This is a genomic window from Streptomyces sp. NPDC002742, assembly GCF_042888885.1.
In the GTDB taxonomy this organism is placed as follows: domain Bacteria; phylum Actinomycetota; class Actinomycetes; order Streptomycetales; family Streptomycetaceae; genus Streptomyces.
This window is the reverse complement of the sequence record NZ_JBIAQF010000006.1, coordinates 246,993-264,197: the sequence shown is the minus strand read 5'-3', so window position 1 is coordinate 264,197 and position 17,205 is coordinate 246,993. Positions and strand designations below refer to the sequence as shown.

Annotated in this window: 16 protein-coding genes; 9 read left to right on the top strand and 7 right to left on the bottom strand. The window is 67.3% G+C overall.

Translation table 11 applies throughout. The features are described from left to right. Nucleotides 1-143 precede the first annotated feature (143 nt). Together dnaN and dnaA are read right to left on the bottom strand one after the other, a co-directional pair. Nucleotides 144-1,274 (bottom strand): DNA polymerase III subunit beta, encoded by a 1,131-nt coding sequence (gene dnaN / locus ACFYW8_RS12855; protein WP_351124219.1) that lies wholly within the window; start codon nucleotides 1,272-1,274, stop codon nucleotides 144-146. Between the two features lie 1,321 nt (nucleotides 1,275-2,595). Continuing rightward, nucleotides 2,596-4,626 carry a chromosomal replication initiator protein DnaA gene (dnaA, locus tag ACFYW8_RS12850; RefSeq protein ID WP_365869338.1) on the bottom strand — a complete coding sequence of 677 codons (2,031 nt, stop codon included), beginning with the start codon at nucleotides 4,624-4,626 and terminating at the stop codon, nucleotides 2,596-2,598. A 398-nt stretch (nucleotides 4,627-5,024) separates the two neighbouring features. On the opposite strand from dnaA, the gene rpmH reads away from it, so the two are divergent. The 9 genes from rpmH (at nucleotide 5,025) to ACFYW8_RS12805 (ending at nucleotide 12,041) form a co-directional block, all read left to right on the top strand. Continuing rightward, nucleotides 5,025-5,162, top strand: a complete 138-nt coding sequence (gene rpmH / locus ACFYW8_RS12845) for a 50S ribosomal protein L34 (RefSeq protein ID WP_006381191.1) — start codon at nucleotides 5,025-5,027, stop codon at nucleotides 5,160-5,162. A gap of 21 nt (nucleotides 5,163-5,183) precedes the next feature. Next, a complete protein-coding gene (gene rnpA / locus ACFYW8_RS12840) occupies nucleotides 5,184-5,555 on the top strand; it encodes a ribonuclease P protein component (protein WP_078942937.1) in 372 nt (123 codons plus the stop codon). After that, entirely contained in the window at nucleotides 5,552-5,905 is a 354-nt protein-coding gene (yidD, locus tag ACFYW8_RS12835) for a membrane protein insertion efficiency factor YidD (protein WP_261703725.1), read from the top strand. The genes rnpA and yidD overlap by 4 nt, the downstream gene beginning before the upstream one ends. A 3-nt stretch (nucleotides 5,906-5,908) precedes the next feature. Continuing rightward, entirely contained in the window at nucleotides 5,909-7,210 is a 1,302-nt protein-coding gene (gene yidC, locus ACFYW8_RS12830) for a membrane protein insertase YidC (RefSeq protein ID WP_389071890.1), read from the top strand. Between the two features lie 15 nt (nucleotides 7,211-7,225). Then, complete coding sequence (locus ACFYW8_RS12825; RefSeq protein ID WP_365869340.1) at nucleotides 7,226-7,735, top strand: R3H domain-containing nucleic acid-binding protein; 510 nt, start codon at nucleotides 7,226-7,228, stop codon at nucleotides 7,733-7,735. Nucleotides 7,736-7,853: 118 nt separating this feature from the next. Beyond that, nucleotides 7,854-8,570 carry a 16S rRNA (guanine(527)-N(7))-methyltransferase RsmG gene (gene rsmG, locus ACFYW8_RS12820; protein WP_261703728.1) on the top strand — a complete coding sequence of 239 codons (717 nt, stop codon included), beginning with the start codon at nucleotides 7,854-7,856 and terminating at the stop codon, nucleotides 8,568-8,570. Between the two features lie 361 nt (nucleotides 8,571-8,931). Next, a complete protein-coding gene (locus ACFYW8_RS12815) occupies nucleotides 8,932-10,005 on the top strand; it encodes a ParA family protein (protein WP_365869580.1) in 1,074 nt (357 codons plus the stop codon). Beyond that, complete coding sequence (locus ACFYW8_RS12810) at nucleotides 10,002-11,096, top strand: ParB/RepB/Spo0J family partition protein (RefSeq protein WP_389071880.1); 1,095 nt, start codon at nucleotides 10,002-10,004, stop codon at nucleotides 11,094-11,096. The genes ACFYW8_RS12815 and ACFYW8_RS12810 overlap by 4 nt, the downstream gene beginning before the upstream one ends. 327 nt (nucleotides 11,097-11,423) lie before the next feature. After that, entirely contained in the window at nucleotides 11,424-12,041 is a 618-nt protein-coding gene (locus tag ACFYW8_RS12805; RefSeq protein WP_365869342.1) for a GNAT family N-acetyltransferase, read from the top strand. 139 nt (nucleotides 12,042-12,180) lie between these two features. On the opposite strand, the gene trxA is transcribed toward ACFYW8_RS12805, so the two are convergent. The 5 genes from trxA to ACFYW8_RS12780 form a co-directional block, all read right to left on the bottom strand. Further along, the gene (gene trxA / locus ACFYW8_RS12800) at nucleotides 12,181-12,513 is read right to left on the bottom strand and encodes a thioredoxin (RefSeq protein ID WP_351869333.1); all 333 of its coding nucleotides are present in this window, start codon (nucleotides 12,511-12,513) and stop codon (nucleotides 12,181-12,183) included. Nucleotides 12,514-12,561: 48 nt separating this feature from the next. Further along, nucleotides 12,562-13,527 carry a thioredoxin-disulfide reductase gene (trxB, locus tag ACFYW8_RS12795; protein WP_365869343.1) on the bottom strand — a complete coding sequence of 322 codons (966 nt, stop codon included), beginning with the start codon at nucleotides 13,525-13,527 and terminating at the stop codon, nucleotides 12,562-12,564. 249 nt (nucleotides 13,528-13,776) lie between these two features. Further along, nucleotides 13,777-14,685, bottom strand: a complete 909-nt coding sequence (locus ACFYW8_RS12790) for a hypothetical protein (RefSeq protein ID WP_389071870.1) — start codon at nucleotides 14,683-14,685, stop codon at nucleotides 13,777-13,779. Next, the gene (gene sigM / locus ACFYW8_RS12785) at nucleotides 14,682-15,413 is read right to left on the bottom strand and encodes an RNA polymerase sigma factor SigM (RefSeq protein WP_365869345.1); all 732 of its coding nucleotides are present in this window, start codon (nucleotides 15,411-15,413) and stop codon (nucleotides 14,682-14,684) included. The genes ACFYW8_RS12790 and sigM overlap by 4 nt, the downstream gene beginning before the upstream one ends. Before the next feature lie 67 nt (nucleotides 15,414-15,480). Beyond that, the gene (locus ACFYW8_RS12780) at nucleotides 15,481-17,175 is read right to left on the bottom strand and encodes a protein kinase family protein (RefSeq protein WP_389071863.1); all 1,695 of its coding nucleotides are present in this window, start codon (nucleotides 17,173-17,175) and stop codon (nucleotides 15,481-15,483) included. Nucleotides 17,176-17,205: the final 30 nt, after the last annotated feature.

Genomic DNA, 17,205 nt, shown 5'->3' with positions numbered 1-17,205 from the left:
TGGTCCGAGCCTAGACCTGGGGGTACCACCCACGCCTTTCGGGCACCGGGGGAACTCACGCACATCTGTGGGCATACCCGCTCAGACGCATGCCCCACCCGCGGTGCGGCCCGCCGGGCCCTGGGGACCGGCGGGCTCCGGGGTCAGCCGGACAGACGCACCGGCATGATCAGGTACTTGTAGGCCTCGTCCGCCTCCGCGTCCACGGCGGGCCTGCCGCTCAGCAGCGCGGGCTTCGTGGACGTCGTGAAGGAGAGCTGGGCCACCGGCGAGTCGATGGCGCTGAGGCCGTCGAGCAGGAACGTCGGGTTGAAGGCGATCGAGACGTCGTCGCCCTCCAGCTGGGCGTCGACCCTTTCCACAGCCTGTGCGTCGTCGCTGGAGCCGGCCTCCAGGATCAGCACGCCCTGCTCGAAGCTCAGCCGCACGGGAGTGTTCCGCTCGGCGACCAGGGCCACACGCTTGACGGCCTCCACGAAGGGGGCGGTCTCGATGACGGCGATGGAGTTGAACTCCGTCGGGAACAGCGAGCGGTACTTCGGGAGGTCGCCTTCGAGCAGCCGGGTGGTCGTACGCCGCCCGGCACCCTCGAAGCCGATCAGGCCCTCGCCCGCGCCGGAGCCGGACAGCGCCAGGATCACGCTGTCGCCGCCCGTGAGGGCCTTGGCGGTGTCCAGGAGCGTCTTGGCGGGCACCAGGGCGACCGCGGACGCCTCCGGGTTCTCCGGCTTCCACAGGAACTCGCGGACCGCGAAGCGGTAGCGGTCGGTGGACGCCAGGGTGACCTTGTCGCCCTCGATCTCGATGCGGACACCGGTGAGCACGGGGAGCGTGTCGTCGCGCCCGGCTGCGATGGCCACCTGTGCTGCGGCCGAGGCGAAGACCTCACCGGGAACGGTGCCGGTGGCCGAAGGCATCTGGGGCAGTGCCGGGTACTCCTCCACAGGCAGGGTGTGGAGTGTGAACCGGGAAGAGCCGCAGACCACGGTCGCCCGTACACCGTCTGTGGAAATCTCCACCGGCCGGTTGGGGAGCGCCCGGCAGATGTCCGCGAGGAGGCGACCGGACACGAGGACCGTGCCCTCCTCGTCGATCTCCGCGTCCACGGAGACCCGCGCCGAGACCTCGTAGTCGAAGCTGGAGAGGCTCAGTGCGCCCTCCTCGGCCTTCAGAAGGAGGCCGGCGAGCACAGGCGCCGGTGGACGGGCCGGGAGGCTGCGTGCCGCCCAGGCCACTGCCTCCGCGAGTACGTCGCGTTCCACCCGGATCTTCACCGTTGCCGCCTCCGTCTGTTGCCGGCGCTCTCGCCCTGCAGGCCTTCGTCGTCTGACTCGGTGTCGCTCGGACCGCTGAGGGGAAGGACACCGGGGACCAGTCTGACGCACGGCGCTGACAGTCGGTGCCTCTCGGGGTCAAGTCGTACCGGGCGGCACTTGAGCCTCCGAGGGCGAGTTGTGCACAGCCCCCACTTCGAAACGGTTCTCAGGCTCTCTCTAGTTGGTCTTAGTAGTAGGGCCTGTGGAAACCGTGGATAACCCCGTTTTCGCAGCTCAGACGCGCTTTTTTGTCCACCGAGCCTGTGGGTGGAGGCGGTGGACAACCGGGGGTATCTGTGGACGGCGAAAAGTTCTGCACACTCGATCCACAGGTTGAGGTCACTTCTCCCCAGGGCTGTCCCCAGCTTTACCCACGTTCCCCACAGCCCAATCCGGCACCTTGATGTGACGCCTTTCACTCGACGCGGTGAGATGGCGCGGCGCGTTGCCGAACAGTGGACAGAGGTGTGGAGAAGCTGGGGATCACTGGGGACAACCGACCCCGGCCTGTGGGTCACCGGTGGACAACTTCGCGTACAGCCTGTGGATCCTTCCTTCATCCACAGGCTGTGGAGAGTTTTTGTCCACGAATCCACAGGCGGTTGACCTGGTCTGATGGTCTTTCAACAATGCTTCCTGTGGAAAAGATCTGGACAACTTCCCAGTCCCCAGGATGTGGACGGAAGAAAGTCGCCACATCTGTGGAGAGTGGCCGTAACCCGGCTCGGATTCGAACAGCAGGTGTCGGGTCGGTAGCGGTGAAAACATGGCGGGAGCGCTCGGAACGGGGGCCCGAAGCCCTCAAGAAGCGTGTCCGCGGCCCTCGGAGGAGGTTTTCGGACCTCTCCGAGCGTGCGGCTGGGCCGCTTCGAGCGCGTGCCAGGACCCGTCGGCGCATCGGCCGAGCCGGCTCCGAGCGCCGAGCTGGGGACAAGGTCCGCGCCCGGTCCCGGGTCCTTCGGCGCGTGCCGACATCTCTGGGTGCGGGTGCGGGAACGGGAACGGGAACGGCGAAGGGCGCCCCGGGAAGTCGTCCCAGGGCGCCCTCAGGCACGTACAGCCGCTTCTGGATCCGGCCGGTCACCGCTGGCCGACCGCTGACCGACGACCGCTGACCTCTGGCCCGACCACCGCTGACCGACGACCGCTGACCTTCGAGCGAGCGGGCCGATCGCGATGTCGGAGCGGGCGTCGCGGTCGGTTTTGAAGCCGAAGCGAGTGTCGCGGTCGGTTCCGAAGCCGAAGCGAGTGTCGGTGCCGGTACCGAAGCCGGTCTCCGTCAACCGTTCTTGATGCGGTTCGTGAGTTCGGTGACCTGGTTGTAGATGGAGCGGCGTTCGGCCATCAGCGCGCGGATCTTGCGGTCGGCGTGCATCACCGTCGTGTGGTCGCGGCCGCCGAACTGTGCCCCGATCTTCGGCAGCGACAGATCGGTGAGCTCGCGGCACAGGTACATGGCGATCTGCCGTGCCGTCACCAGGACGCGGCTGCGTGAGGAGCCGCACAGGTCGTCCACCGTGAGCCCGAAGTAGTCGGCGGTGGCCGCCATGATCGCGGTCGCGGTGATCTCGGGGGCCGAGTCCTCGCCGCCGGGGATCAGATCCTTGAGGACGATCTCCGTCAGACCGAGGTCCACCGGCTGCCGGTTGAGCGACGCGAACGCCGTCACCCGGATCAGCGCGCCCTCCAGCTCGCGGATGTTGCGCGAGATCCGGGACGCGATGAACTCCAGCACCTCCGGCGGGGCGTTGAGCTGTTCCTGCACCGCCTTCTTGCGGAGGATGGCGATACGGGTCTCCAGCTCGGGCGGCTGGACGTCGGTGATCAGACCCCACTCGAAGCGGTTCCGCAGCCGGTCCTCCAGCGTGACCAGCTGCTTGGGCGGCCGGTCGCTGGAGAGCACGATCTGCTTGTTCGCGTTGTGGAGCGTGTTGAACGTGTGGAAGAACTCCTCCTGTGTCGACTCCTTGTCCGCGAGGAACTGGATGTCGTCGACGAGCAGGATGTCCATCTCCCGGTACCGCTTGCGGAAGCTGTCACCCTTGCCGTCACGGATGGAGTTGATGAACTCGTTGGTGAACTCCTCCGAGCTCACGTAACGCACTCGTGTACCCGGGTAGAGACTGCGCGCGTAGTGCCCGATCGCGTGCAGCAGGTGCGTCTTGCCGAGTCCCGACTCCCCGTAGATGAAGAGGGGGTTGTACGCCTTCGCCGGGGCCTCGGCGACGGCCACGGCGGCTGCGTGCGCGAAGCGGTTCGAGGCGCCGATCACGAACGTGTCGAAGAGGTACTTCGGGTTCAGCCGCGCGGTGGGTTCGCCCGGACCAGAGGCCGGCGCGGGCTGCGTGGCCTTCGACCCGGGGGCACCGCCCGCGGACGGCAGAGAGGGGCCGCCCCTGCGTCCCTGGCCGCCGCCGGAGGGGTCCTGCAGATCACGGCGGTCGGAACGCTGGTCGTAGTCCTGGCGCTGCTGCTCGTAGGGCGAGCGGTCCATCGACTGCGGCCGGTAGTCCTGGGGCGGCGAGGCGTAGGGGTCCCGCTCGGGGAAGCCGAGGCGCTGCTGCTGCCAGCCGTAGTCGTCCTGGGAGTGGCGCGGCCAGGCACCCGGCTCCGGGCGCTGGTAGTCCGGGTACGCGGGACGGGCGGTCGGCAACTGGTCGCCCGGTGCCCCGGGCAGCGGTTCGGCGCGGCCGCCGCGGTGGTCGTCGGCGCGGTGGCGGCCGTACCCCTCGTATCCGTCGCGACGGGAGTCGTAAGGACCGCGGTCCTCGCGCCCCTGCGGCTCGTACGCGCCACCCCGGTCGTCACGGCCCTGACCGCCGCTCTCGTAACCGCCGCGGTCCTCGCGGCCCTGGCCGTCGTAGGTGCCGCGTTCGTCCCGTCCCTGGCCCTCGTACGGGTTCCGGTCGTCGCGGCCCTGGCCGCTGTCGTACGCACCTCGGTCTTCTCGGCCCTGGTTCTCGTAGGGGTCACGGCCCTGGCCCGGTCCGGCCGGGAGCTCGGGCTCCTCGTAGCGGGGAGGGGCGGGCTCGCCGGCGGAGTCGTCCACGGTGATGGCGATACGGATGGGACGGCCGCACTCACGGCTCAGTGTCTCGCTGACGATCGGCGCGAGACGGCCCTCCAGTACGTTCTTCGCGAACTCGTTGGGGACGGCGAGCAGAGCGGTGTCCGCGACCAGCGCCAGGGGCTGGCAGCGCTTGATCCAGTGTTCGTCCTTCGCCTCGACACCCTGCCCGCGGCCCTCGCCCAGAAGTTGTTCCAGTACGCGTGGCCACACTGCGGCAAGATCGGCAGGTACGTCAGCCACGGGGCACGCTCTCTCATGGGTCCCACGAACGTGTGGTTCTGGGAACAGGTTGGGATGTCAGTCGCTTGGGGCGGGGGGAACAAATCCGCTGGGGCGGTGAGAAGGGAACGAATCGGAGTTCAGCCACGGTAGTCAGGGCGACGGGTGCGGTTCAAGTTGTTGTCCCCAGCCTGTGGATAGTGTCTCCTGTCAGGGGCTGGTTTGACCGGATGGCGCAGCCGCGCGTACCGTAACCAGGTCGAGTTGTCGATGGCTGCTGCCGCCTGCCTCCGATGGGCACAGATCGCGAAGAGTGATCGGGAAGCGGTGCACTCGGGCGTAATACGAGTTTCCTCGTGGGCGCACGGTGACAGCCAGGGCGGCACCCCGCCACCACCGATTCTTTCTGGAGCCCCCTAGTGAGCAAGCGCACCTTCCAGCCGAACAACCGTCGTCGCGCCAAGACCCACGGCTTCCGCCTGCGGATGCGCACCCGTGCCGGCCGCGCGATTCTCGCGAACCGCCGTGGCAAGGGTCGCGCCAGCCTGTCCGCCTGATTACTTACAGGTCATGATCTCGTGCTGCCTACCGAGCATCGGCTGAGGCGGCGCGAAGACTTCGCGACCGCGGTACGCCGAGGACGCCGGGCCGGACGCCCGCTTCTCGTCGTCCATCTACGTAGCGGTGCACCGGACCCGCACGCGCCTGGGGAGAGCGCTCCCTCGACGCGTGCGGGTTTCGTCGTGAGCAAAGCCGTGGGCGGAGCGGTCGTTCGCAACAAGGTGAAGCGCAGGCTTCGCCATCTGATGCGCGACCGAGTCGCCCTGTTGCCCCCCGGTAGCCTGGTAGTCGTACGAGCGCTGCCCGGTGCGGGTGACGCCGACCATGAACAGCTGGCCCGAGACCTGGACGCCGCCCTGCAGCGGCTGCTGGGAGGGGGCGCGCGATGAAGTACCCACTGCTTGCACTCATCAAGCTGTACCAGTGGACGATCAGCCCGTTGCTCGGGCCGGTCTGCAAGTACTACCCGTCGTGCTCCCGCTACGGCTACACAGCCATCGACCGGCACGGTGCGATCAAGGGAACGGCACTTACCGCCTGGCGCATCCTCCGGTGCAATCCGTGGTCGCTGGGCGGTGTGGACCATGTTCCGCAACGCAAGCGTCCGCGGTGGCACGAATTGCTGCGTAACGCCTGGCGTGCACGCAAGGGCGGGACCTCCGCCGCCGAACCGGCCACCGGGGACACCACTGCCCCGGGCCCGGCCGCCGAGACCCCGTCCCATGCTCAAGGAGCTTGATTAGTGGACACGATTGCCGGCCTTTTCAGCTTCATCACGACACCTGTTTCCTGGGTCATCGTCCAGTTCCACGCCGTGTACGGGAAGATCTTCGGTCCCGATACGGGCTGGGCCTGGGGCTTGTCCATCGTTTCCCTGGTGATCTTGATCCGTATCTGCCTGATCCCGCTCTTTGTGAAGCAGATCAAGGCCACCCGGGCCATGCAGACGCTGCAGCCCGAGATGAAGAAGATCCAGGAGCGCTACAAGAACGACAAGCAGCGCCAGTCCGAAGAGATGATGAAGCTGTACAAGGAGACGGGTACCAACCCGCTCTCCTCGTGCCTTCCCATCCTGGCCCAGTCGCCGTTCTTCTTCGCCCTGTACCACGTGCTCAACGCCATCGCGACGGGCTCGACGATCGGTGTCATCAACGATTCGTTGCTGGCCAGTGCCCGTAAGGCGCACATCTTCGGTGCCCCCCTCGCAGCGAAGTTCACGGACAGCCAGAGCACGGTCGAAGCGCTCGGTGCTTCACTGACGGACGTCCGCGTCGTCACCGCGATCATGATCGTGATGATGTCGGCTTCGCAGTTCTACACCCAGCGTCAGCTGATGACGAAGAACGTCGACACCACGGTGAAGACGCCCTTCATGCAGCAGCAGAAGATGCTGATGTACGTGTTCCCGGTGATGTTCGCCGTCTTCGGCATCAACTTCCCGGTCGGTGTCCTCGTCTACTGGCTGACCACCAACGTGTGGACCATGGGCCAGCAGATGTACGTCATCCGCAACAACCCGACCCCGGGATCGAAGGCTCAGGCCGCTTACCTGGAGCGCTTGCAGAAGCACGTCACGCTCCACGGCAAGACGCGCCGCCGCAGTGAGAAGGCCATCATCAAGGCCATCGTCGCCAAGGGCCGTGACCGCAACGAGTTCGAGCGCAAGTTCATCAACAGCCTGACCAAGGCGGGCCTCGTGGCCCAGCCGGACGGTCTCGTGCTGAAGGGCGAGAGCGCGACGGTCGTCGAGTCCGAGGACGGCACCACGACCACCGCGGCCGCCGCCCCCAAGCGGCAGCAGCCGAAGCGGCAGTCCAAGTCGCAGCGCCAGTCGGGCGCGACGGCAGCCGGCACGCTCAAGGCGGAGGACGAGTCCGAGCCGAAGACCTCGCTGACCAAGTCCGACGAGCCGCAGGACGACAAGCCCTCCGCCGCACAGCGGGCTCCCGGAAGCGGGAACAAGCCCGGCGCCGGTACCCGCAGCAAGGCCCAGTCCGGACAGCGCAAGGGCCCACAGCGGCCCAAGTCCCCGTCCAAGAAGTAAGAAGGAGTCCATCCCGTGACGGAAGGCACCACCTCCGCCGCCGCTGAGGGCGACACCCTGACCCGCCTGGAGCAGGAGGGCGAGATCGCGGCGGACTACCTCGAGGGTCTGCTCGACATCGCCGATCTCGACGGCGACATCGACATGGACGTCGAGGCCGACCGCGCCGCTGTCTCGATCATCAGCGACTCGGGCGGCCGCGACCTGCACAAGCTGGTCGGCCGGGACGGCGAGGTGCTGGAGGCACTCCAGGAGCTCACGCGCCTGGCCGTGCACCGGGAGACCGGGGACCGCAGCCGGCTGATGCTGGACATCGCGGGATTCCGGGCCAAGAAGCGCGAAGAGCTCTCCGAGCTGGGTGCCAAGGCCGCCGCCGAGGTCAAGAGCTCCGGTGAGCCGGTCAGGATGGACCCGATGACGCCCTTCGAGCGCAAGGTGGTGCACGACGCGGTCAAGGCCGCGGGCCTGCGCAGCGAGTCCGAGGGCGAGGAGCCGCAGCGCTTCGTCGTCGTGCTCCCCGCCTGATCGGTACGTACGTTCCTTCGGCCCCGTCTGTTGCGCAGGCGGGGCCGAATTTTGTCAGCCTGGTAGTCCTGGTGATCAGCGCTCAGTGCGCTTAGGCAGTACGGAAGGACGGTCCCCCGTGACGGAGGCAGCGGAGCTTCCCCCGGCGCCCGAGCAGGCGCGCGAAGTATTCGGTGATCGCTTCGCGGACGCGGTCCGGTACGCGGAACTGCTGGCCGAGGCGGGTGTGCAGCGCGGGCTGATCGGCCCCCGTGAAGTGCCCCGGCTGTGGGAGCGGCACCTGCTGAACTGTGCGGTGCTCTCCGAGGTGGTGCCCGAGGGCGTGACCGTGTGCGACGTCGGCTCCGGTGCGGGGCTGCCCGGTATCCCGCTGGCACTCGTCCGGGAGGACATCAAGATCACGCTGCTTGAGCCTCTGCTGCGCCGGACGACCTTCCTCACCGAGGTCGTGGAGCTGCTCGGTCTTGACCATGTGACCGTCGTGCGCGGTCGCGCCGAGGAGGTCATGGGGAAGCTGCAGCCGGTTCATGTGGTGACTGCCAGGGCGGTTGCGCCGCTCGACCGGCTGGCGGCCTGGGGTATCCCCCTGCTGCGCCCGTACGGCGAGATGCTGGCCCTCAAGGGTGACACCGCGGAGGAGGAGCTGAAGGCCTCTGCCACGGCGCTGAGCAAGCTCGGTGCCGTGGAGACGTCCATCCTGCACGTCGGTGAGGGCATCGTGGACCCGCTGTCCACCGTGGTGCGGGTGGAGGTGGGCGAGAGCCCCGGTGGTGTGCGCTTCGCGGCGAAGCGAGCGAAGGCCGCCAGGACGGGCCGGACACGTCGCCGACGCTGATCTGGACGATGTGAGCATCGCTACTCCCGGTTCCCACGTGAGGGGGCCGGGAGTTTCTGCGTTCAGGGCCGGGAGTTATTTGTCACTCCCGCTGCATCAGCCCTGATGAGAGGACGCACTCCACGAATGCTGCCAAACCTGCATGTATCGGAGTGTCGCGCTGTGTTGGCCTGAGTGGCTGGGCATCGTGTTTCACGTGAAACGTCGCTCACTGTTGCACGGCATCATCAGTCGTGGCCGCGCCGCGGCCGAACCTCGGGACCGGAGGCCTCTCGGCTCACTCGGAAAGGGTGTGGAGTTGTCCACAGAGGTGGATTTCTCCACAGAACAACGGGCCTCGCTGGTTCACGACCCCGATGGCATGGGAGGCTCTGTTCATTGCGAGCCTGAAGTCGAGGAGAGTGAATCCTTGCGGTCCGACGCCAACATCGCGGGACCGATGACCGATCCGGTCCCCGGTCCCCGTACCGAGTCGATGGGGGAGGATGTTTCACGTGAAACACCGCCCCCGATGGACGACACTCCCATCGGTCGTGCTGCCCAGCTGGCTGTGGAGGCGCTAGGTCGCGCCGGTGAGGGCCTGCCACGGCCCGAGCAGACCCGAGTCATGGTGGTTGCCAACCAGAAGGGTGGGGTGGGTAAGACCACGACCACGGTCAACCTTGCTGCCTCGTTGGCCCTGCACGGTGGCCGGGTTCTGGTGATCGACCTCGACCCTCAGGGCAATGCCTCCACCGCGCTGGGTATCGACCACCACGCCGAGGTTCCATCGATCTACGACGTTCTGATCGACAGCAAGCCGCTATCCGAAGTCGTGCAGCCGGTCCCTGATGTCGAGGGTCTCTTCTGCGCCCCCGCCACGATTGATCTCGCCGGTGCGGAGATCGAGCTGGTGTCTTTGGTGGCGCGCGAGAGCCGGCTGGAGCGGGCGATCCTGGCGTACGAGCAGCCGCTGGACTACATCCTCATCGACTGCCCGCCGTCGCTCGGCCTGCTGACGGTCAACGCACTGGTCGCCGGCGCGGAAGTCCTCATCCCCATCCAGTGCGAGTACTACGCGCTGGAAGGCTTGGGACAGCTCCTGCGTAACGTCGACCTGGTACGAGGGCACCTCAACCCGGACCTCCACGTCTCGACGATTCTGCTCACCATGTATGACGGTCGGACGCGCCTCGCGTCCCAGGTCGCGGAGGAGGTGCGCAGCCACTTCGGTGAGGAGGTGCTGCGGACGAGCATTCCGCGCTCGGTCCGTATTTCGGAGGCTCCGAGCTATGGGCAGACGGTTCTGACCTACGATCCGGGTTCGAGCGGTGCTCTCTCGTATCTTGAGGCCGCCCGCGAAATCGCCCTCCGAGGAGTCGGAATGGCGTACGACGCGCAACAGGCCCATGTGGGCGGACAGAACGATCAGAACATGGTGGAGGGGATCCAGTGAGTGAGCGACGACGGGGTCTGGGGCGGGGCCTTGGCGCACTGATCCCTGCGGCTCCGACAGGTGAGCGTCCGGGTGTTTCGGCGAGTGGGGCGTCCGCCTCGCCTGCTGCCGGCCCCGTACTCACAGCGGAGCGTGGGGTGGCGGCGGCAAAGGTGACCACGCTGGCGCCTGTTTCACATGAAACAGAGGAGTTGTTGTCGAACGGAGCCCTGGAGACGCCTCAGGCGCCTGTCGGTGCTCACTTCGCCGAACTGCCCCTCGACTACATCACGCCGAACCCGCGACAGCCGCGCGAGGTCTTCGACGAGGACGCTCTCTCTGAGCTCGTCACCTCCATCAAGGAGGTCGGTCTTCTCCAGCCTGTCGTCGTACGCCAGGTGGGTCCGGCGCGCTACGAGCTCATCATGGGAGAGCGCCGCTTCCGGGCCTGTCGCGAGGCGGGACTTGAGGCCATCCCTGCGATCGTGCGAGCCACGGAGGACGAGAAGCTTCTCCTGGACGCGCTCCTTGAGAACCTTCACCGGGCTCAGCTGAACCCGCTGGAAGAGGCGGCGGCCTACGATCAGCTGCTCAAGGACTTCAACTGCACGCACGACCAGCTGGCGGACCGGATCGGACGGTCGCGTCCGCAGGTCTCCAACACCTTGCGTCTGCTGAAGCTCTCGCCGTCGGTTCAGCGCCGCGTTGCCGCCGGGGTTCTCTCAGCAGGGCATGCGCGGGCGCTCCTCGCCGTCGACGACTCGGAGGAGCAGGACCGCCTGGCTCACCGCATCGTCGCCGAGGGACTTTCGGTGCGGGCCGTGGAGGAGATCGTCACCCTCATGGGGTCGCGTCCGCAGACGGCCCAGCGCTCCAAGGGGCCGCGGGCCGGCAGCCGGGTCTCTCCGGCACTGAGCGATCTGGCGACACGTCTCTCGGACCGCTTCGAGACCCGAGTGAAGGTCGACCTGGGGCAGAAGAAGGGCAAGATCACTGTCGAGTTCGCTTCGATGGATGACCTTGAGCGCATCCTCGGCTCCCTCGCCCCGGGTGAGGGACCGGTCCTCCAGAAGAGCCTTCTGGACGACGACTCCGACGACTCGGAAGACTGAGTCGGCTTCCTGGGGGATCGACCTCTGCTCGGTTCACCGTGAAAGCGGGCCGTGTCCGGTGTGTACCGGACACGGCCCGCTCTTTGCTTTCTGGCAGTATCGATGGAATCGCATCGTCGATACGATGCGATTGGGTATGGCGCATCCACCTGGCAGCACCTTCATCGGGGAGGCAGGGGCCATGCAAACCGTGAGCCGTACCGGACTGGTGACCGCGGGTCTGGGCTTGGGAGCGGTCGGCGGATTCGTCGGCAGCCTGCTCAGAGAGCGGAGCCATCTGACAGCCGCCCGTGACGCTGCGGGCGAAGGAAGCGAGGAACAGCCTTCATGGGGCGTCGGCTCGTACCGCTCACGCTGGACAACCTTCCGGACCTTCCCCAGCGCTGTCGTGCGTGTGTCTTCTGGGAGCTGGACCCCGTCAGCAGTGAAGCCGCGGTAAAGGCAGGCAGACCCGGGCTGGAGAAGGAAGCGTGGATCTCTTCGGTTCTGCTGGACTGGGGATCCTGCGGCCGGGTTGCCTACGTGGACGATGTACCGGTGGGCTTCGTGCTCTACGCGCCGCCCGCCTACGTCCCCCGCTCCACGGCGTTCCCCACGAGCCCCGTGGCGCCGGACGCGGTTCAGCTCATGACCTCGTTCATCATGCCGGGCTATCAGGGGCAGGGCCTGGGACGGGTGATGGTGCAGACGGTGGCCAAGGATCTGCTCCGCCGGGGGTTCAAGGCCATCGAGGCGTTCGGAGACGCCCGGTGGAAGGAACCCGCCTGTGTGCTTCCCGCCGACCATCTGCTCGCGGTGGGCTTCAAGACCGTGCGGCCCCACCCCAGGTACCCCCGTCTGAGGCTGGAACTGCGGACGGCACTCTCCTGGAAGGAAGACGTGGAGATGGCGCTGGACCGTCTCCTTGGAGCGGTACAGAAGGAGCCTGCGCTTCGTCCTTTGTGACGGTCGGCTGACCGCACGCGTGGAGCTGGGACCGGCATCGGTGTCTCTCGGGTAAAGCGAATGGGCCACCCCCAATGGCAATGGGGTGGCCCATTCGTGTTTCACGTGAAACACACGCTGCCTGTGCGGCAGTCAACGACTACTCCGAGATGAAGTCCTCGAGGTCGCGCACGATGGCGGCCTTGGGCTTCGCACCGACGATGGTCTTGGCGACCTCGCCTCCCTGATAGACGTTCAGGGTCGGGATCGACATGACGCCGTACTTTGCGGCCGTGGCCGGGTTCTCGTCGATGTTGAGCTTGACGATCTCGATCTTGTCGCCGTGCTCGGCGGCGATCGCCTCCAACGAAGGGGCGATCTGACGGCAGGGACCGCACCAGGCGGCCCAGAAGTCCACCAGGACGGGCTTGTCGCTCTTGAGGACATCCTGCTCGAAGGAGTCGTCAGTCACGTTCTTGAGGGTGCCGGCCACGGCGGGCTCCTTAACTTGTTGGTGCGGTGGGGAGGGAGGGGGTGCGGATCAGACGGTGGCGGCCGCAGCGGCCGTCTCGCTGTCCGTGAGGGCGGCGAGGTAACGCTCGGCGTCGAGGGCGGCGGAGCAGCCGGTACCGGCTGCGGTGATCGCCTGGCGGTACGTGTGGTCGACGACGTCACCGGCGCCGAAGACACCGGTCAGGTTCGTGCGGGTCGAAGGTGCGGCGACCTTCAGGTAGCCCTCGCCGTCCAGGTCGAGCTGACCCTTGAAGAGCTCGGTGCGCGGGTCATGACCGATCGCGATGAACAGACCGGTCACCGGCAGCTCCGAGGTCTCGCCGGTCTTGAGGTTGCGCAGCGTCAGACCGGCCAGCTTGGGATCGCCCTTGATCTCGGCGACCTCGCTGTCCCAGATGAACTTGATCTTCGGGTCGGCGAAGGCACGCTCCTGCATCGCCTTGGAGGCGCGGAGGCTGTCCCGGCGGTGGACGATCGTCACGGACTTGGCGAAGCGCGAGAGGAAGGTGGCTTCCTCCATCGCGGTGTCGCCACCGCCGATCACGGCGATGTCATGGTCCTTGAAGAAGAAGCCGTCACAGGTCGCGCACCAGGAGACGCCACGCCCGGAGAGCGTGTCCTCGTTGGGCAGGCCCAGCTTGCGGTGCTGCGAGCCCGTCGTGACGATCACGGCCTTGGCGCGGTGCACCGTGCCGGCGGTGTCGGTGACGGTCTTGATCTCGCCCGTCAGGTCGACGGCGACGACATCGTCCGGGACCAGCTCGGCACCGAAGCGCTCGGCCTGGGCGCGCATGTTGTCCATGAGCTCGGGGCCCATGATGCCGTCCTGGAATCCGGGGAAGTTCTCGACTTCGGTGGTGTTCATCAGCGCACCGCCTGCGGTGACGGCGCCTTCGAAGACCAGCGGCTTCAGCGACGCGCGCGCGGTGTAGAGCGCCGCCGTGTAGCCGGCGGGCCCAGACCCGATGATGATCACGTTACGGACGTCGCTCACGGCTTGATTCCTCGTCTCTGGAGACTGCTGCGTACCGGTGGGAGCCTCTCTCAGTACTCTCACCCCACCCAACGGATCCTAAGGGGCTTCAATTCCCGCTGTGTCAGGGCACACGGAGACCGGGTATCGGACGGAGATGCCAAGTGGCGTCTGGGAAGCACACCGCTGGGCTTGGAAGCGTCAGGATGTACGAACGGGACGCTCGGGACACTGCCGGTCGATGTGCCCAGGAACCTGAAGCCGACGGGTTCAGGACCGCGCGTACGACCGTGTCAGCAGCAGCTTTCCGGGCGACGGAGAAGCTTGCTTCCCGCAGGAGGAATCGACGATGTAGGCCGTTACCTTCGTCCTGTCGGAGGCGTCGGCCACCACGAGAAGGTAGACGCCCGTTCCCCGGTACGAGCCCTCCTTGGCTGCGAGGAGTACTCCGGGGTCCCCGGTCCCCTGCTCGACACACTGGGGCACCGCGGGTGTGGGGGTGATCAAGGTCTTGACGCCGCCCGAGTCGGTTCCGCCGTCCTGCGACTCGGCGCCCCAGGGCTTCGCACTGGCCGAGCTGTCACCCGACGTCGTTTTCTTCGCGAGGAGGTCCGAGACCTCGCTCTTCAGCGTCTTCTCGGAAAAGGTGCTTGGCGACCCGGACTCTTGCCGGGTCGCTGTCTGGGAGCCCTTGCCGGAGCTGTCGCCGCCCAACGACTGCACGAGGATGGCGCCCAGTCCCAGGGCGGCGGCCGCGAAGGCGGTGGTGAGGAGGACCGTCCTGCGCCGCCCACGGCGCGTTCGGTGGGGACGCCCGGGTCCGGTGGCCGCACGAGGATGTCCCGAAGGGCTGCCGACAGCCGACGTTTCACGTGAAACAAGAGCGCGATCGCCGTCCGCTTCGGATGTCTCATCGGGAGCTGTGGCACTCAGCAAGGCTTCCGCGGCCAGGGCGGCATCGATACGCCCGGCTACATCGTCGGGCATGTGCGATGGTCCCGGGAGAGTACCCAGCAGGCTGCGGATCTCCTCCAGGGAGTCGTACACGTCGGTGCAGAGCACGCATCCATCGAGGTGCTGTCGTACGTCCTCGGTACGGGATGCCGAGAGCAGACCCTCGGTGAGGTCGGAGATCTCCGCGACGTCCGGGTGCCCGGCCTTGTCCGTCGTGGATGTCACGCTCGCCCACCTCCGCCCTTCACGGCAGCTGAATCGCCTGGCCCTGCGTCGCGGGGTCTTGATTCCTGCGGTCCCGCTGCGGGTGGGACGGATGTCCCCTGCGTCCGGTTCCGTCCGCCGCCCGACTTCTTGGTCCCCTCGCCACCAGAGTTCTCCGTGCGGAGATGGGTGAGGAGAGGAAGCAGTCTGGCTCTGCCGCGGGCACAGCGGCTCTTCACCGTGCCGGTCGGCACATCGAGGATGCGGGCTGCCTCGGCGACGGGGTAGCCCTGCATGTCCACCAGGACGAGGGCGGCGCGCTGGTCGGCCGGGAGAGTACCCAGTGCGCCTATGAGCTCGCGGTGGAGATCATTGCGCTCGGCCGGAGCGGCGGCAGACTCGTGTGGTTCGAGGAGCTGCTCCAAGTGCTGGGTGTCGTCGACGGGGGACGTCTTCCTGGACGCCGCCTTGCGGGCGCGGTCCAGGCAGGCGTTCACCGTGATGCGGTGCAGCCAGGTCGTGACGGCCGACTGGCCGCGGAAGGTGTGGGCGGCCCGGTAGGCCGAGACGAGCGCGTCCTGGACCGCGTCAGCGGCCTCCTCGCGGTCTCCCAGCGTTCGCAGGGCCACCGCCCACAGGCGGTCGCGATGGCGCCGCACAAGCTCACCGAAGGCCTCGGGATCGCCCCCGACATGGCGGGCAAGGAGGTCCTGATCGTTTGCTTCGCCATAAGCGGCTTCATCGGCCATCGGACCCCCTCCCCTCCGTCGACGATCGTCAGCCGGTGAACTTCACATCAGTGATGGCCAGGGTGTTCTAGCTGGTCACCTTGACGTCCACCACTCTGCCCCGGTACGTGCCGTCATCCGTTTGCGGTAGCTGTGTCAGCCAGACCAGCAAGTACCGTGTCTTGAGGGCTTTGGCGGGCTTGAGTGACACGGCCGTACCCGAGCCGTTGGCGACCTTGGTGTAGCTGTTGAAGGAGGGCGGCTCCGTAGCTGTGTCACCTGAGGCGGCGCGGAGTTCAACGGAAGTGGCCCCCACGAAGGAGACGGTCACCTTCCCGACCTGCTGGACCTTGCCGAGATCGAGGATGACGCCGAGCCCTGGCTTCAACCGTCCGAAGTCTGCGCTCTTGTAGAAGTCCGTCTGCCAGTACGTACCCGAAGCGCTGTCGTAGACCTTGTCTATGTCGGAAGGCTTTTCGGAACCGTCGCCGAACGGGTCGAAGTCGCGCGCACCGCTGATGGCGATCGACGTGCTGGTCGGCTTGGCCGGGCCCTTCTCGTTGCCGTCCGTCGTCTGGGTCTTCTTGGTGTCGTCGGACTTGCTGTGGTCCATCAGCGCGTCCGCCAACTGCCAACTCCCCAGGCCCAGTGCGGCGATGAGGAGAGCCGAGACGGCCCACTTCAGGGCTGTGCCGGTGCGGCTCTGCAGCGGGGGCGGTGGAGCCGGCACGGGCTGGGTGACACCCGGACGCGGCGACTGGCGGCCGTACGTGCCCTGCTGGTACGTCGTGCGCTGGTACTCGGGCGGTGCGGTGAACGTGGGCTCCGGCGGGCGGATGCGGGGCATCTCGCTGATCGCCTTCACGAGTTCCTCAGGCGTGGTGCACGGGGACTCGTGGCGGGAGGCGGTCGCACCGTCGTTGGCGAGCGCGCGCATGGCGAGCTCCGACAGGCCCCGGTGCACACCGGCCCGCACCTGGTCGGGTGCGATGAGACCAACGCCCTTGGGCAGCCCTGAAAGGCCGTAGGCGTCGTTGTCGTACGGCCAGCGCTGGGTCAGGGAGGCGTACAGGAGTGCGCCGATCGCTTCCGTGTCGGATCGCTGCGGGGTGTTCGAGCTGATGCCGCGCAGCGCCGCGTTCACGGCGAGCCCGCGGATACGCCACTGGCCGGACGACGTGCGCAGCAGGGCGCCCGGGGTCAGCTTCAGATGGGCGAGGCCTTCGCGGTGCGCGGCGGCCATGGCCTGGGAGACCTGGCTGACCATCTGGTAGGACTCGTGCACCTCGAGGGGACCCGAGGCGAGGAGCGCGGTGAGCTCGGTGGCGTCCGGCAGCCACTCGTGCACCACGTAGACGAGGTCGTTCTCCTCGACCGCGTCCAGGACCTGGACGAACCGGGGATCGCCCAGCAGGGCGGAGGAACGGGCCGCCGCCAGTACTGAGCGGGCCCGCGGATGATCGGCGGGCAGCAGGTGCACCCCGACGGCACGGCGGAGCTTCTCGTCCATCGCGCGCCAACTGCTGAAACCGTCCAGACGGGTGACGCACTCTTCGAGGCGGTAGCGCCTGGCGAGTTTGTGACCGCTGTGCAGTTCGGGCGGTGAGGCCTTTCCGGGACTCTCGGTCCCGCCGCTCCCCTGTGCCTCTTTGCTGTCCGTTTCCCGCTCCCGGTCCCGGTTGTGGGCCACCCCGTCGGACGTGGTCTGGTCCGCCTTGGCGGTCAGCGGCTCGTCACCGCTGTTGTCTGCCACGTCGACGGCAGCCGTGCTCCGTTCCGCCACCGTCGTCCCTGCCTCCCCATCCATTGCGCG

What these genes read in the sequence shown, in the direction of transcription:
- yidD (WP_261703725.1), top strand. Translation starts at nt 5,552, where the DNA reads ATGAAGTACCCACTGCTTGCACTCATCAAGCTGTACCAGTGGACGATC.
- sigM (WP_365869345.1), bottom strand. Translation starts at nt 15,413, where the DNA reads ATGGCCGATGAAGCCGCTTATGGCGAAGCAAACGATCAGGACCTCCTT.
- ACFYW8_RS12805 (WP_365869342.1), top strand. Translation starts at nt 11,424, where the DNA reads ATGGGGCGTCGGCTCGTACCGCTCACGCTGGACAACCTTCCGGACCTT.
- ACFYW8_RS12815 (WP_365869580.1), top strand. Translation starts at nt 8,932, where the DNA reads ATGGGAGGCTCTGTTCATTGCGAGCCTGAAGTCGAGGAGAGTGAATCC.